The organism is Variovorax sp. GW821-FHT06D12 (assembly GCF_059419205.1).
Window position 1 is genome coordinate 865,113 of the sequence record NZ_JBWKRI010000002.1, and the last position, 15,393, is coordinate 880,505.

The following is a 15,393-nucleotide window of genomic DNA, read 5'->3' on the forward strand; positions in this document are numbered from 1 at the left end:
CCCGCAAGAAACTTCCGAAATCGACCCGCCATGCGGCCCCTCCTTCTTGTCGCGCGGCCGCGCTGTGTCGGGCGCGGCCGGCGCGCAGTGTCTCACGCCACCTTGGCGCGACGACGACGCCACAGCACCCGCACCAGCCACCCCACGGGCAGCACCACCAGCAGCAGCCACGGCAGGGCAGCGGCCACGAAGGTGATGAGCGCGCCCACGCTTTCGGCCAGCACGTCGCCGGCGTTGCGCAGCGCGTGCGCCATCGGGCTGTAGCCGTCGCTGCCGCTCACCAGCGCGCGCTTGGGCGTGAACTGGATCTGGATGTGCTGCTTGCTGGTCTGCTGCGCCAGCACCTTGCGCTGGGTGGCGATGGCGTCGAGCTCGGCCTGCGTGTCCGACAGCGTGCGCTGGATCGCCAGCAGGTCGGCCATGGTGCGCTTGGTGACGGTGTCGCGCAGCATGACGCGCAGGCTGTCGCGGAACTCGGTGCGATTCTTGATGCGGGCCTCGACGTCGATCACCTCGGAGGTCTTGTCCTCGCTGGTGGTGGTGTGCGAGACCACGTTCGCCACGCCGGCCAGGCCGCCGAGCAGCTTGTCGACGTCGGCGGGTTCCACACGCATCTCGAGCAGGGCGTTGCCCGGCTGCTGCGGCGTCTCGCGCAGCAGCGAAGACGACAGCAGCTCGCACTTCAGCGTGCCGCACAGGTCGCGCACCTTGCCCCAGGCGTCGGCCAGCTGTTCGGCCGGCACTTCGACATTCAGGTCCTGCCGCACGGCCAGGAAGCGCTGCAGCGCGGTCTCGCCGCTGCCGCCCCGCGCCTCGTCGGACTGCGACGCGGCGATCTCGGCCTGCGGTGCGCTCGCCCGCTGTGCTTTCATGGCACCGCCATAGCCCATCGGCGGCGCCGGCATGGACGCGGAGGCCGGCGCGACCGACTCGGCACTGCGCTCGCGGCCGCAGCCGGCCAGCGACAGCGCGGCCGCCAGGGCCAGCAGGACAGCGCCCGCGCGGTGGCGCACGGTGGCGCGGGAGGTCGACACGGAAAGGGTGCGGCGGCTCATCAGGACTCCTTGAAAAGAATGACTACCACCGCTGATACGGGCGACGACCCGCAACGGGGTTAAGCCGCCGCAGCCATTCGCAACAATTCGTCGCCTTCCGCCACCTGCTCGCCCGGCGAGAACATCAGCTCCTCCACCGTGCCGTCGGCCGGCGCGGCGATGGTGTGCTCCATCTTCATGGCTTCCATCACGGCCAGCGGCTGGCCGCGGCTGACCTTGTCACCGGCCTTGACCGCGAAGGACACGACCTTGCCGGGCATCGGCGCCGTGAGGCGGCCGCCTTCGGCGTGGGTGTCGCCCGCGTGGGCGAGGCGGTCGATGGCCGTGAGGCGCGTGGCGCCCTTCGCCGCGAACACGTGGGCGGTGGCGCCGTCCAGGTGCACGTCGAGGGTCTGGCGCGTGCCGGCGAACTCGAGCTCGAACTCGCCCGTGGGAAAACGGCCGATGGTGAGCGGGCCTTCGACACCGCCCACAGCGAGGTGCAGGCCGCCGTCGCGGCGGTAGGTCAAGAGCGCGCTGTGCTCGGCGCCGCGGAACTCGAAGTCGAAGCGGCGCTTGTACTCGCCATGTGCGCGCCAGCCGTCGCGGCGCTCGAAGGGGTCGGGCAGTTGCGTCGGCCACTCGGTGACCAGCGTGCGCGTGATGGCGGCGGCCGCGGCCAGCGGCAGGCCCAGCGGCTCGCGGTCGAACAGCACGGCGCGCTCGCGCTCGATGAGCGCGGTGTCGAGGTTGGCCTTCGAGAACGACTCGGTTGCCAGGATGCCGCGCAGGAACTGCACGTTGGTCGACACGCCCACGATCTGTACTTGGGCCAGCGCGGCATCGAGCCGGGCCAGCGCCTCGGCGCGCGTGCTGCCGTGCACGATGAGCTTGGCGATCATCGAGTCGTAGAAAGGCGAGATCTCGCCGCCTTCGCGCACGCCGTCGTCAATGCGCACGCGGCTGCGCTGGAAGGCGGTGGCCTGCGGCTTGCGGTACACGCGCAAGGTGCCGGTGGCGGGCAGGAAGTTGTTGTCGGGGTTCTCGGCGCAGATGCGCGCCTCGATGGCGTGGCCGTGGATCTGCAGCTCCGATTGCTTGGCGGGCAGCGGCTCGCCCGAGGCCACGCGCAATTGCCACTCGACGAGGTCGAGGCCCGTGATGGCTTCCGTCACCGGATGTTCGACTTGCAGGCGCGTGTTCATCTCCATGAAGAAGAAGTTCATCTCGCCACCCTCGCGCTGCTCGACGATGAACTCCACGGTGCCCGCGCCCACGTAATTCACGGCGCGTGCCGCGGCCACGGCGGCATCGCCCATCTGCTTGCGCATCGCCTCGGTCATGCCAGGCGCGGGCGCTTCCTCGAGCACCTTCTGGTGGCGCCGCTGCACCGAGCAGTCGCGCTCGAACAGGTAGACGTAGTTGCCTTGCGTGTCGCCGAACACCTGGATCTCGATGTGGCGCGGGCGCTGCACGTACTTCTCGATCAGCACCGCGTCGTCGCCGAAGCTGTTGATGGCTTCGCGCTTGCATGAGGCCAGCGCGGCCTCGAAGTCGGCGGCCTTGTCGACCGCGCGCATGCCCTTGCCGCCGCCGCCGGCGCTGGCCTTGATGAGCACCGGGTAGCCGATGCGGTCGGCTTCGCGCTGCAGCAGTGCCGGGTCCTGGTCGGCGCCGTGGTAGCCGGGCACCAGCGGCACGCCGGCCTTTTCCATCAGCTGCTTCGACTCGGCCTTCAGTCCCATGGCCTTGATCGCCGAGGGCGGCGGGCCGATGAAGGCCAGGCCGGCGTCGGCGCAGGCCTGCGCGAACTCTTCGTTCTCGCTCAGGAAGCCGTAGCCGGGGTGCACGGCTTCGGCGCCTGTGGCCTTGGCAGCCTCGAGGATCTTTTCCCAGCGCAGGTAGCTGTCCTTCGGGGCGCTGCCGCCGAGGTACACCGACTCGTCGCAGGCGCGCACATGGTTGGCGTGCGCGTCGGCATCGGAGTACACGGCGACGGTGCGAACCGCCATGCGGCGAGCAGTTGCGGCCACGCGGCACGCGATCTCGCCACGGTTGGCGATGAGGATCTTCTTAAACATTCGGAGTGTCTCCCGGAGGATTCTTTTTCAGTTGAAAGGCGGACGTGACGCCCGGATCGGGCCGGCCACTGAAGATGCGTGCCACGCGGCTGAACAGCGCGCGCAGAAAACGCCAGCTCTTGCGGATGAGCCACACGCTGAGCACGAGCACGAAGACGAACAGCACCAGAAAGACCAGCGGATGCGCCACCGCGAGCCACAGCCCGGCCGGCACCATCGAGTCTTCGACCAGCGACGCACCGACGTTCGAGAACGGCTCGGGCGAGGTGTTGATGGCCGCACGCGTGGTGGCCTTGGCCGCATGCGCCGTGGCCGCGAAGCCGCCGCCCAGCAGCGCCGCGACGACGGCCATGGCGCCATGGTCGGCACCGAACACGCTGGCCGCGAGCGCCGCGCCGGCGGGGATGCGGATGGCGGTGTGGACCACGTCCCAGAGCGAGTCCAGGCCCGGGATCTTGTCGGCGAAGAACTCGACGAACACCATGAAGCCGCTGACCGCGAGCACGATCGGATGCGCGAGCATCTGCAGCCCCGAAGGCAGCGACACCCAGCCGAAGTAGCCGACCAGGCCGGTCAGCAGCACCACGAGGTACAGGCGCACGCCGCTGGCCCAGCCGATGGCGGCGGCCAGTGCGAGCAGTTGCGGCATGTCGAGTGCGTTCATGGCGGTCCCTGGTTGGCTGTCAGCCGGCGAGCCAGGACGGCTTGCGCTTCTGCAGGAAGGCCTGCACGCCCTCGCGGCCTTCGTCGCTCGCGCGGATGTCGGCGATGCCTTCAACCGTCTTGGCGATGAGCGCGCTGTCGATCTCGCGGCCGGCCACGTCGGCGATCAGCTGCTTGCAGGCGCGCACGGCGGCGGGGCTGGCGCCGGTGAGCGCCTTCAGCAGCTCGTCGACCTTGGCGTCGAGCGCGTCGGCGGCCACCACTTCATGCACGAAACCGATGCGGTGCGCCTCGGCGGCGGTGAAGCGCTCGGCCGTGAGGAAGTAGCGCTGCGAGGCGCGCGGGCCCATCGCGCGCAGCACGTACGGGCTGATGGTCGCGGGCACGAGGCCGATCTTCACTTCGCTCAGGCAGTACCACGCGGTGTCCACGCTCACGGCCATGTCGCACGCGGCCACGAGCCCCATGCCGCCCGCGTACACATCGCCCTGCACGCGCGCGATGGTGGGCTTGGGGCACTCGGCGATGGTGCGCAGCATGTCGGCCAGCTTGCCCGCGTCGGCGAGGTTCTCGCCTCGTGTGTAGTCGGCCATGCGGCGCATCCAGTTGAGGTTCGCGCCCGCGCAGAACGCCGGGCCGTTCGCGCCGAGCACGACGGCCTTGACCTGCGGTGCGGCGCCGGCTTCGAGAAAGGCCTGCGTCAGCTCGGCGATCACGACGTCGTCGAAGGCGTTGCGCGCGTCGGGCTGGTCGAGCCAGATGCGTGCCACCGCGCCGTCGATGGCGAGGTTCAGCTTGGTGAAGGTCATGTCAGATCCACTTTGTATGAGGTGCTCTGTTGTCTTTTTCCAGGAACACCGCGGAACCGGCTTTGCCGGGCCGCTGGTGTTGCCCCCGGTAGGGGGTTGGCGAAGCGACACGAAGTGCGCGAAGACTGGGGGCGAGCCATATCACATGCGGAAGATGCCGAATTTCGGCTCGGGGATCGGCGCGTTGCGCGACGCCGCCAGGCCCAGTGCGAGCACACGGCGCGTGTCGGCCGGATCGATGATGCCGTCGTCCCACAGGCGCGCGGTGGCGTAGTAGGGGTGGCCCTGGTCTTCGTACTGCTGGCGGATCGGGGCCTTGAAGGCTTCTTCTTCGTCGGCGCTCCAGCTGCCGCCCTTCAGTTCGATGCCGTCGCGCTTCACCGTGGCCAGCACGCTCGCGGCCTGCTCGCCGCCCATCACGCTGATGCGCGCGTTGGGCCACATCCAGAGGAAGCGCGGGCTGTACGCGCGGCCGCACATGCCGTAGTTGCCGGCGCCGAAGCTGCCGCCGATGATGATCGTGAACTTGGGCACGTTGGCGGTGGCCACGGCCGTCACCATCTTGGCGCCGTGGCGCGCGATGCCTTCGTTCTCGTACTTGCGGCCCACCATGAAGCCGGTGATGTTCTGCAGGAACACCAGCGGGATCTTGCGCTGGCAGCACAGCTCGATGAAGTGCGCGCCCTTCTGCGCCGACTCGCTGAACAGGATGCCGTTGTTGGCGATGATGCCCACCGGCATGCCCTCGATCTCGGCGAAGCCGCAGACCAGCGTGGCGCCGAAGCGGGCCTTGAACTCGTGGAACTCGCTGCCGTCGACGATGCGCGCAATGATCTCGCGCACGTCGAAGGGCTTGCGCGTGTCGGTGGGGATCACGCCGTACAGCTCTTCGCGCGGGAAGTCGGGCGCGCGCACCGTGGTGCCTTGCGGCGTGTCGGCGGCCTTCGCGTTGAGGTTGGCCACCGCCGAGCGCGCCAGCGCCAGCGCGTGCAGGTCGTTCTGCGCCAGGTGGTCGACCACGCCCGACAGGCGCGTGTGCACGTCGCCGCCGCCCAGGTCTTCGGCCGACACGACCTCGCCGGTGGCTGCCTTCACGAGCGGCGGGCCGCCCAGGAAAATGGTGCCCTGGTTCTTCACGATGATCGATTCGTCGCTCATCGCCGGCACGTACGCACCGCCGGCCGTGCACGAGCCCATGACCACCGCGATCTGCGGAATGCCCTGGGCGCTCATGTTGGCCTGGTTGTAGAAGATGCGGCCGAAGTGCTCGCGGTCCGGGAACACCTCGTCCTGGTTCGGCAGGTTGGCACCGCCCGAGTCCACCAGGTAGATGCAGGGCAGGCGGTTCTGCTCGGCGATCTCCTGCGCGCGCAGGTGCTTCTTCACCGTCATCGGGTAGTAGGTGCCGCCCTTCACCGTGGCGTCGTTGCACACGATCATGCAGTCCACGCCGTTCACCCGACCGATGCCCGCGATGATGCCAGCGCCCGGTGCCGACTCGGCGCCCTTGGCATCGAGGTACATCGCATGCGCGGCCAGCGGCGCGATCTCGAGGAAGGGCGTGCCCGGGTCGAGCAGCTCGGCCACGCGGTCGCGCGGCAGCAGCTTGCCGCGCGCCGTGTGCTTGGCGCGCGCGGCCTCGCCGCCGCCCTGCTCCACTTTCGCGAACTGCTGCTGCAGGTCGTCGACCAGCGCGCGCATGGCGGCCGCATTGGCCTGGAAGTCGGCCGACCGTGCGTTGAGTTTGGTTTCGAGTTTGCTCATGCTGTCTTTTCTTGGCTGAGACCGAGCTGCTCGGTCATGGCGTCGCGGATCTTGAATTTCTGGATCTTGCCGGTCACCGTCATCGGGAACTCGGAGACGAACTGGATGTACTTGGGCACCTTGTAGTGCGCGATCTGGCCCTTGCAGAAGTCGCGGATCTCGGTGTCGGTGGCCGTCTGGCCGGGCTTGACGATGATCCAGGCGCACAGCTCTTCGCCGTACTTCTTGTCGGGCAGGCCGACCACCTGCACGTCCTGCACTTTCGGGTGGCGGTACAGGAATTCTTCGATCTCGCGCGGGTAGATGTTCTCGCCGCCGCGGATCACGAGGTCCTTGATGCGCCCGACGATGTTCACGTAGCCCTCGGCGTCCATGGTGGCGAGGTCGCCGGTGTGCATCCAGCGCTCGGCGTCGATGGCTTCGCGCGTCTTGGGCTCGTCTTCCCAGTAGCCGTGCATCACCGAGTAGCCGCGCGTGCACAGCTCGCCCGACTGGCCCGGCGGCATGATCGCGCCGGTCTCGGGGTCGATGATCTTCACCTCGAGGTGCGGCTGCACCGTGCCCACGGTCGACACGCGGCGGTCGAGCGGCGTGTCGGTGCTGCTCTGGCAGCTCACGGGGCTGGTCTCGGTCATGCCGTAGGCGATGGTGATCTCGCCCAGGTGCATCTCGCTCACCACGCGCTTCATCACCTCGATGGGGCACGGCGAGCCGGCCATGATGCCGGTGCGCAGCGTCGACAGGTCGAACTCCTTGAAGCGCGGATGGTCCAGCTCGGCGATGAACATCGTTGGCACGCCGTGCAGGCCCGTGCACTTCTCGGCCTGCACCGTCTCGAGCACCGTGAGCGGATCGAAGCCGTCGTTCGGGTACACGATGGCCGAGCCGTGCGTGAGGCAGGCCAGGTTGCCCAGCACCATGCCGAAGCAGTGGTACAGCGGCACCGGAATGCACAGGCGGTCGGCCGGCGTGAGCTTCATGCATTCGCCGATGAAGAAGCCGTTGTTCAGGATGTTGCGGTGCGTGAGCGTCGCGCCCTTGGGGAAGCCCGTGGTGCCGCTGGTGAACTGGATGTTGATGGGGTCGGTGGCCTTCAGCGTCTTCTGCGTGGCGGCCACGCGCGCGTCGGCCGCATCGCCGCTGGCCAGCAGTTCGCTGAAGCGGCGCATGCCAGGCTGCTCGTCGCCCTGGCCGGGCTTGTCGATCCAGAAGGTGTGCTGCAGCAGCGGCAGCTTGGCCGGACCCAGCTCGCGCAGCATGCCCAGGTAGTCGCTGGTCTTGAACTGCGCCATCGTCACCAGCGCCTTGCAGCCGACCTTGTTGAGTGCGTACTCGAGCTCCGAGGTGCGGTAGGCGGGGTTGATGTTGACGAGGATCAGGCCGACCTTGGCGGTGGCGATCTGCATCAGCACCCAGGGCACGTTGTTGTGCGACCAGATGCCCACGCGGTCGCCGGGCACAAGCCCCAGGCTCAGCAGCGCGCTGGCCAGCTTGTTCGACGCGGTCTGCAGTTCGCGGTAGGTGAAGCGCTGGCCTTCGTGGCGGCTGACGAGGGCTTCGCGGTCGGGCTGCTTCTCGACCATGTCGTCGAAGAAGTCGCCGATGGCTTGCTCGATGAGGGGGACGTCCGTGGCGCCTTGGGCCAGGCTCTGCGTCAGTGGCATCGTCTTGTCTCCTTGTCTGGCGCCCTCTCCCTGCGGGGAGAGGGTGGGGTGAGGGTGTGCGGCGCGGCTTATGCCGTTTCGGAGAACAGCTCACGGCCGATCAACATGCGGCGCACTTCGCTCGTGCCCGCACCGATCTCGTACAGCTTGGCATCGCGCCACAGCCGCTCGACCGGGAAGTCCTTGGTGTAGCCCACGCCGCCCAGCGTCTGGATCGCCTCGCCGGCCATCCAGGTCGCCTTCTCGGCCGAGTACAGGATGGCGCCGGCCGCGTCCTTGCGGAAGGTGCGCGCATGGTCGTTGCGGTCGCAGGCCTTGCCCACGGCGTACACGTAGGCGCGGGTGGCCTGCCAGGTCGAGTACATGTCGGCGATCTTGCCCTGCATCAGCTGGAACTCGCCGATGCTCTGGCCGAACTGCTGGCGCTCGTGGATGTAGGGGATCACGGCGTCCATGCAGGCAGCCATGATGCCCAGCGGGCCGCCCGAGAGCACGGCGCGCTCGTAGTCCAGGCCGCTCATCAGCACCTTGGCGCCCATGCCTTCGCCGCCGAGCACGTTCTCTTCGGGCACTTCGCAGTTGTCGAAGAACAGCGGGAAGGTGTTGGAGCCGCGCATGCCGAGCTTGTCGAGCTTGGTGCCGGCCGAGAAGCCCTTGAAGTTCTTCTCGACGATGAACGCGGTCATGCCGCGCGCGCCCATTTCGGGTTCGGTCTTGGCGTAGATGACCAGCGTGTCGGCGTCGCCGCCGTTGGTGATCCACATCTTGCCGCCGTTGAGCACGTAGTAGCCGTCCTTCTTGTCGGCCTTGAGCTTCATGCTCACCACGTCGGAGCCGGCGTTGGGCTCGCTCATGGCCAGCGCGCCGACGTGCTCGCCGCTCACCAGCTTGGGCAGGTATTTCTTCTTCTGCGCTTCGCTGCCGTTGCGGTGGATCTGGTTCACGCACAGGTTGGAGTGCGCGCCGTACGACAGGCCCACCGAGGCCGAGGCGCGCGAGACTTCTTCCATGGCCACGATGTGGGCCAGGTAGCCCAGCTCGGTGCCGCCGAATTCTTCCTTCACCGTCATGCCGTGCAGGCCCAGCTCGCCGAGCTTTTGCCACAGGTCGTGCGGGAACAGGTTGTCGCGGTCGATCTCGGCGGCGCGGGGCGCGATTTCGTTGGCGGCGAAGTCCTGGATCGCGCTGCGCAGCGCGTCGATGTCGTCGCCCAGGTCGAAGTTGAGGCCGAAATCGTGCATGAGTCTTGTCTCCTCTGAAGGGGTCGGCGCGCAGGGCTGCCCGCGCGGATGGCGCTTGAAAAAACGCAGCTTACGCCTCGTGGCGCCGCAATTGGCGCCACAATGGTTGCAAATTGCGCCACGACCGATGCCCTCCACCACGTCGTCCCCCGCCTTCCTGCGACCCGCCCGCGCCGTCACGCCGATGGCCTTCGTGCGAGCCATCGTGCAAGGATATGCCCGCTACGGCAAGGACCCGGCGCAGGCCCTGCAGGCGGCACAGATCGCGCCGCGCGAACTGGCCCGCCCGGGTGCGCGGGTGACGGCCGCGCAGTTCGAGGCGCTGTCGGGCCACGCGATGCAGGAGCTGGACGACGAGGCGCTGGGCTGGTTCTCGCGCCGCCTGCCCTGGGGCAGCTACGGCATGCTGTGCCGCGCCTCGCTCACCTCGCCCGACCTGGGCGTGGCCATGAAACGCTGGTGCCGCCACCACCGCCTGCTGACCGAGGACATCACGCTCGCGCTGGAGGTGACCGGCGGCGTGGCCACGCTGCGCATCACCGAGAACCGCCCGCTCGACCCTGCATTCCGCGAGTTCTGCCTGGTGACCAGCCTGCGCTTCATGCACGGCTACGTGTGCTGGGCCATCGACTCGCGCATCTCGCTGCGCCAGGCCACCTTTCCGTTCGCGGCACCGCCGCACCGCGACGCCTACCCGCTGATGTTCACGCCCGACGTGCACTTCGACGCGCCGCAGGCCAGCATCAGCTTCGACGAGCGCTACCTCGCGCTGCCGCTGCTGCGCGACGAGCGCGCGCTGCGCACCATGCTCAAGCGCGCCCTGCCGCTCACGGTGCTGCAGTACCGCCGCGACCGCCTGCTTGGGCAGCGCGTGCGCGAACTACTGCGCGCGCGCGCCGGCGAGGCGACCACGGCGGAGGCGCTGGCGGGGCTGCTGAATGTGTCGGGGCGCACGTTGCATCGACAGCTGCATGAGGAAGGCACCTCGCTGCAGGTGCTGAAGAACGAGGTACGGCACGAACTGGCGGTGGAGCAGCTGCGCCGGACCACGCGACCGATCAAGCAGGTGGCGCTGGCGGTGGGGTTCCGCAACGAGAAGAGTTTCTCGCGTGCGTTCCTGCAGTGGACGGGGCACGCGCCTCGGGATTTTCGGCAGCTGGGGTTGTAGGGCGCTTGTTCAGGGCGCGTGCACAGGCCACCGGGTACTTCCCTCCGCGAATGTCCCCCGGGCTTCGCCCTCCTCCTTGATTTCGCTGCGGGAAGCACCCAGTGTCCTGCGCACGCCGGGCGCTGTCGTTGTGCAGCCCGATCAACAACCGCACTGCCCAACGCTCACGCCGATGGGGTGCCTTGCGCAGCGAAATCAAGGAGGAGGGGCGAAGCCCCGGGGGACATTCGCGGAGCAAGGTACCGCGTCGGCGGGAGCGTCGCCCTGAACCACGCGACGAAAAGCGAACTCAGGCCGGCGAATCGATCAGCGCCAGCGCGTCGGCGATCGATTGGCTGTCTTCCGGCCGCACCAGCTTCGCGACCTGTTGTCCGTCGCGCATGAACACCAGCGTAGGCCACAGCCGCACGTTGAACGAACGCCCCAGTGGTCGGCCGCTGCCGTCTTCCACCTTGATGCGGCGCACGTTCGGGTACTGGGCAAAGGCCTCGGCAATGTTCGGCTGCGCGGCCTTGCAGATGCCGCACCAGTTGGTGCCGAACTCCACCACGGCCGGGCCCTGGAGCGCGTCGATCTCGCTGCGGTCGGGTTGCTCGGTCTGGTACTCGGAGGTCATGGGCAGGGTCCTTGCGAATTCGTGGGAAGGAGCGCGTGAAGGCGACGGGCACGCCACACGCTGACGGGCGTCATTGCACCAGAAACTCAGGCCGCCTGCAGGCCGTAGCCGGCCAGCAATGCGGGCAGCTCGGTCATGTCGCTGAACACGGCCACGGCGCCCGCGGCGCGCAGCGCGCCCGGGCCGCTGTGGCCCGACTCGCCCGTGCTGTAGCCGAACACCGTGGCACCCGCGGCCACGCCGGCCATCGCGCCGGTGACCGTGTCTTCGACCACCGCGCAGCGCGTCGGATCGACACCGAGCGCTTCCGCCGCGGCCAGGTACACGTCGGGATGCGGCTTGGAGCGCGGCATCTCGTGGCCGCTGAAGATGCGGCCCTCGAAGCAGTCGAGCAGGCCGACCTTGGCCAGCTGCAGCTCGACCTTGTGGCGGTCGGCACCCGACGCGCAGGCGATGCGGCCCTTGAGCCGCGCATGGATCTCGCGGATGGCGGCAGGCGCATGGGGAATGGCGACGAGGTCGCGGTCCAGCGCCTCGTTGCGGCGGGCGCGGAAGCCGCGCAGCCAGTCGTCGGTGATCTTGAAGCCGGTCTTGGCCTCGATGAGCGCCGTCTCGTCCTTCACGGCCTTGCCGGTGAAGATGTTCATCGATTCCTCGGCCGTGAGCTGCCAGCCGAGCTCGCCGAGCATGTCGGCGAGCACGCGGTTGGTGATGGGTTCGGAATCGACGAGCACGCCGTCGCAATCGAAGAGAACGGCGGAAAAGGGGAAAGGGGTCATTGCGAGGCTGGAGTTCAGGGGTCTGGCCCCATGGTAGCAACGCACCCTTTCCGCACGGGGAGACTCAAGCTATCAGGTCATCTCAGGCCACTGGTCGGATCGGGATGTAGATCTCGCCGCCGCCGGCCATGAATTCTTTCGACTTCTCTTCCATGCCCTCGGCCATGGCAGCCGCCTCGGCCACGCCCTTCTTGGCCGCGTACTCGCGCACTTCCTGCGTGATCTTCATCGAGCAGAACTTGGGGCCGCACATCGAGCAGAAGTGCGCCACCTTGCTCGAGTCCTTCGGCAGCGTCTCGTCGTGGAATTCGCGCGCCGTGTCGGGGTCCAGGCCCAGGTTGAACTGGTCTTGCCAGCGGAACTCGAAGCGCGCCTTGCTCAGCGCGTCGTCGCGCGAGCGCGCACCCGGGTGGCCCTTGGCCACGTCGGCCGCGTGCGCGGCGATCTTGTAGGCAATGATCCCCTGCTTCACGTCGTCGCGGTCGGGCAGGCCCAGGTGCTCCTTGGGCGTCACGTAGCAGAGCATCGCCGTGCCGGCCCAGCCGATCATCGCGGCGCCGATGGCGCTGGAGATGTGGTCGTAGCCCGGCGCGATGTCGATGGTCAGCGGGCCCAGCGTGTAGAACGGCGCCTCGTGGCAATGCTTGATCTGCTCGTCCATGTTGGCCTGGATCATGTGCATCGGCACGTGGCCCGGGCCTTCGATCATGGTCTGCACGTCGTGCTTCCAGGCGATCTGCGTGAGCTCGCCCAGCGTGCGCAGCTCGGCGAACTGCGCCTCGTCGTTCGCATCCGCACCGCTGCCGGGACGCAGGCCGTCGCCGAGCGAGAAGCTCACGTCGTAGGCCTTCATGATGTCGCAGATGTCCTCGAAGTGCGTGTAGAGGAAGCTCTCCTTGTGGTGCGCGATGCACCACTTGGCCATGATCGAGCCGCCGCGCGACACGATGCCCGTCATGCGGTCCGCCGTGAGGTGGATGAACGGCAGGCGCAGGCCCGCGTGGATGGTGAAGTAGTCGACGCCCTGCTCCGCCTGCTCGATGAGCGTGTCGCGGTAGATTTCCCAGGTGAGGTCTTCGGCCACGCCGCCCACCTTTTCGAGCGCCTGGTAGATCGGCACCGTGCCGATGGGCACCGGCGAGTTGCGCACGATCCAGTCGCGCGTGGTGTGGATGTTCTTGCCGGTCGACAGGTCCATCACGTTGTCGGCGCCCCAGCGGATGGCCCACACCAGCTTCTCGACCTCTTCCTCGATGCTCGAGGTGACGGCCGAGTTGCCGATGTTGGCGTTGATCTTCACCTTGAAGTTGCGCCCGATGGCCATCGGCTCGACCTCGGGGTGATTGATGTTCGCGGGAATGATCGCGCGGCCGCGGGCCACTTCGTCGCGCACGAACTCGGGCGTGATGATGCGCGGAATGCTCGCGCCCATCGGGTTGCCCGCCACGCGCTTGGCGCGCTCCTCGTTGGCCAGGTACTCGGCCATCCACTCGCGCTTGCCGTTCTCGCGCAGAGCCACGTACTCCATCTCGGGCGTGACGATGCCGCGGCGCGCGTAATGCATCTGGGTGACGTTGGCGCCCGACTTGGCGCGGCGCGGCGTGCGTTGCAGTGCCGAGGCACCGGCGCGCAGCTCGGCCAGGCGCTGCGCGTCGCGGTCTTCGTTCTTGGCGCCGTCGTCCAGCGCGTGGTGCGTGCGGCCTTCATAACTTTCGGTGTCGCCGCGCTCGATGACCCAGGCGCTGCGCACATCGGGCAGGCCGCGGCGCACGTCGATCTCGACCTTCGGGTCGGTGTAGGGGCCCGAGGTGTCGTACAGGGAGACGGTTTCGCCGTTGGTCAGCGCCACGTCGCGCACGGGCACGAACAGGTCGGGCCGGCTGCCCGGAATGACGCACTTGTGCGAGGCGGGAAAGGGTTCGCGCGTCAGCGACAGCAGCGAGGTGAATTTATCGGGGGCATTCATCGGAGGCACTCCTTGTTGAGGGAAAGGGTGCTCCGCAATCGCTCGTGGACCTCGGGAGGCCCGCCACCGAAAAAGGGAGTGACGGACCGAAGTCAGGGAGTGCAGCTCTTCTTACGCCGGTATGACCCGGATCAAGTTCGCGGGTCGGCAGCTTTGCCATCTCAGCACGCCACATGCGTGCACCCCGGAGCGGGGCCGATTGTGCGGGCCGAAGCCCGCCGCCGTCAACCCGGGGGCTGGTGCAGGTCGCCGTCGACGTAATACCAGCGCTCGTCCTCGCGCACGAAGCGGCTGCGCTCGTGCAGGCGGAACGCCACGCCCGTCGCGCCGCGCTGGCGGGCGACGAACTCGACCTCGGCGTGGTCGGCGTCAAGCACCGAGCGCGAGCGGATGTCCAGCCCCAGCCATTTGACGCCCGGCTCGAACTCGACCGACGCCGGCCGCTTCGACGCATGCCAGGTGGCGAGCAGGTAGTCGGCACGCGCCAGCACGAAGGCCGAGTAGCGCGAACGCATCAGCGATTCGGCGTCGGGCGCCGGCGTGTTCTCGAAATCGTCGAGGTAGCGCCCACAGCACAGGGCGTAGCCGATGGGCTTGTCGCGACGGTCGGTGCGGCCGCAGGGGCAGGGGCCGGGAGTGGGGTCGGTGGCGCTCATGAAGGGCTCTATTGGAACACTTGGCGCGGCGGGGGCTGAAGGGCGCTTCCGGGCATGCCCGCTTTGCGAGGACCTGCCGGGGCTAAAGGCGCCGGGGCCTCTTGCGCCAATGGCTTGTGTCGCTACAGTCGTCCGGCGTTTCGTTCTTTCAAGCTGAACACCAAAGCATGCTTTTGCGATTCCTCAAGCTGTTCTTCCTGCTCGCCGCAACCCTCTCCTTGGGCGTCTTCGCCTTTCTGCACGGATTCAATGCATGGCGCGCCGGACAAATCGTTGTCACGCGAAGGGGACGCGACCCCTTTGTCGCAGCCGCCGATGGTGCATTTCCCATCACGTTCAATATGGAAGTTTGGGGGTTGATGATCCTCGGGGGCGCTGTTGCTCTTTGCGGCATTGCAGGCGTCGTCAAGTTCCTCATCAACACGCCGGACCAGCGACGCACGATGCTGACCCGTATGGATGGCGTCTCGCGTCGCGAGCGCAGTGACATGGACATTCCGTGGTCGGTTGGGCTTGCCATCGTCGGGGCGGTTGTGGCGTTTTTTCTCTACTTGGGATTTAGAGTTCACACGCAATAGGTTTGTCTGTCTGCAACCGGTCAGGACCGGACCTTCGCGGCCCGGGCAAAATCTAGAAGCCAAAACCTAGGAAAAGCGCGTATGGATGAACTTGTAGCGTTGTTGCTCCTCCATTGGCGAGTCGGGGTCGGTCTCCTAGCCGCCGCATGTATGGCACTGCTCCTATGCATTGCTTTCACTTGGTTCGTTGGCTTCCCTAGCATCTTGCTCGTGCTCATCGGCGGCGGTGCGGGTCTGCTCTGGGAAGGCGAAGTGAACGCCCGCCGGCACAGGAAGCCGTTAAATTGACTGGTTACGGCCAGCAGACGCAGCACATGACTTCAGAAAATGAGTTGGGTATCGTCTACCAAGAGATAGACGTGATGGAAACATTG

General features: G+C 67.6%; 13 protein-coding genes and 1 riboswitch. Of the genes, 2 read left to right on the forward strand and 11 right to left on the reverse strand.

Annotated features, from left to right (window positions below):
* Positions 1 to 92 precede the first annotated feature (92 nt).
* From AC07SQ_RS10395 to AC07SQ_RS10425, 7 genes are all read right to left on the reverse strand, one after another.
* The gene (locus tag AC07SQ_RS10395) at positions 93 to 1,055 is read right to left on the reverse strand and encodes a DUF4349 domain-containing protein (protein WP_495271933.1); all 963 of its coding nucleotides are present in this window, start codon (positions 1,053 to 1,055) and stop codon (positions 93 to 95) included.
* A 59-nt stretch (positions 1,056 to 1,114) separates the two neighbouring features.
* Positions 1,115 to 3,115 carry an acetyl-CoA carboxylase biotin carboxylase subunit gene (locus tag AC07SQ_RS10400; RefSeq protein ID WP_062478693.1) on the reverse strand — a complete coding sequence of 667 codons (2,001 nt, stop codon included), beginning with the start codon at positions 3,113 to 3,115 and terminating at the stop codon, positions 1,115 to 1,117.
* Positions 3,108 to 3,779: a DUF4126 domain-containing protein gene (locus AC07SQ_RS10405; protein WP_495271932.1), complete on the reverse strand. Its 672-nt coding sequence runs from the start codon at positions 3,777 to 3,779 to the stop codon at positions 3,108 to 3,110. The genes AC07SQ_RS10400 and AC07SQ_RS10405 overlap by 8 nt, the downstream gene beginning before the upstream one ends.
* Positions 3,780 to 3,798: 19 nt before the next feature.
* Positions 3,799 to 4,587, reverse strand: coding sequence for an enoyl-CoA hydratase/isomerase family protein (locus tag AC07SQ_RS10410; protein ID WP_495271931.1), 789 nt, complete (start codon positions 4,585 to 4,587; stop codon positions 3,799 to 3,801).
* Positions 4,588 to 4,728: 141 nt separating this feature from the next.
* The gene (locus tag AC07SQ_RS10415; protein ID WP_369630257.1) at positions 4,729 to 6,351 is read right to left on the reverse strand and encodes a carboxyl transferase domain-containing protein; all 1,623 of its coding nucleotides are present in this window, start codon (positions 6,349 to 6,351) and stop codon (positions 4,729 to 4,731) included.
* On the reverse strand, positions 6,348 to 8,015 hold the full coding sequence (locus AC07SQ_RS10420) for an AMP-binding protein (protein ID WP_495271930.1): 1,668 nt from the start codon (positions 8,013 to 8,015) through the stop codon (positions 6,348 to 6,350). Before AC07SQ_RS10420 ends, AC07SQ_RS10415 begins: the two co-directional genes overlap by 4 nt.
* A 68-nt stretch (positions 8,016 to 8,083) precedes the next feature.
* Positions 8,084 to 9,256: an isovaleryl-CoA dehydrogenase gene (locus tag AC07SQ_RS10425; protein ID WP_062478706.1), complete on the reverse strand. Its 1,173-nt coding sequence runs from the start codon at positions 9,254 to 9,256 to the stop codon at positions 8,084 to 8,086.
* 127 nt (positions 9,257 to 9,383) lie between these two features.
* Here AC07SQ_RS10425 and AC07SQ_RS10430 point away from each other — a divergent pair, with 127 nt between their 5' ends.
* On the forward strand, positions 9,384 to 10,424 hold the full coding sequence (locus tag AC07SQ_RS10430) for an AraC family transcriptional regulator (protein ID WP_095746925.1): 1,041 nt from the start codon (positions 9,384 to 9,386) through the stop codon (positions 10,422 to 10,424).
* A gap of 289 nt (positions 10,425 to 10,713) precedes the next feature.
* On the opposite strand, the gene AC07SQ_RS10435 is transcribed toward AC07SQ_RS10430, so the two are convergent.
* The 4 genes from AC07SQ_RS10435 to AC07SQ_RS10450 all read right to left on the reverse strand — a co-directional run bounded on the left by AC07SQ_RS10435 (position 10,714) and on the right by AC07SQ_RS10450 (position 14,441).
* Positions 10,714 to 11,040 (reverse strand): thioredoxin family protein, encoded by a 327-nt coding sequence (locus AC07SQ_RS10435; RefSeq protein WP_070062914.1) that lies wholly within the window; start codon positions 11,038 to 11,040, stop codon positions 10,714 to 10,716.
* An 86-nt stretch (positions 11,041 to 11,126) separates the two neighbouring features.
* Positions 11,127 to 11,819, reverse strand: coding sequence for an HAD family hydrolase (locus AC07SQ_RS10440; RefSeq protein WP_095746927.1), 693 nt, complete (start codon positions 11,817 to 11,819; stop codon positions 11,127 to 11,129).
* Between the two features lie 82 nt (positions 11,820 to 11,901).
* Positions 11,902 to 13,785: a phosphomethylpyrimidine synthase ThiC gene (gene thiC, locus AC07SQ_RS10445; protein WP_062478718.1), complete on the reverse strand. Its 1,884-nt coding sequence runs from the start codon at positions 13,783 to 13,785 to the stop codon at positions 11,902 to 11,904.
* Positions 13,786 to 13,876: 91 nt separating this feature from the next.
* A riboswitch (TPP riboswitch) is annotated at positions 13,877 to 13,982 on the reverse strand.
* Positions 13,983 to 14,009: 27 nt separating this feature from the next.
* Positions 14,010 to 14,441: a YchJ family protein gene (locus AC07SQ_RS10450; protein WP_159279453.1), complete on the reverse strand. Its 432-nt coding sequence runs from the start codon at positions 14,439 to 14,441 to the stop codon at positions 14,010 to 14,012.
* 167 nt (positions 14,442 to 14,608) lie between these two features.
* On the opposite strand from AC07SQ_RS10450, the gene AC07SQ_RS10455 reads away from it, so the two are divergent.
* Positions 14,609 to 15,019 (forward strand): hypothetical protein, encoded by a 411-nt coding sequence (locus AC07SQ_RS10455; protein WP_495271929.1) that lies wholly within the window; start codon positions 14,609 to 14,611, stop codon positions 15,017 to 15,019.
* Positions 15,020 to 15,393 lie beyond the last annotated feature (374 nt).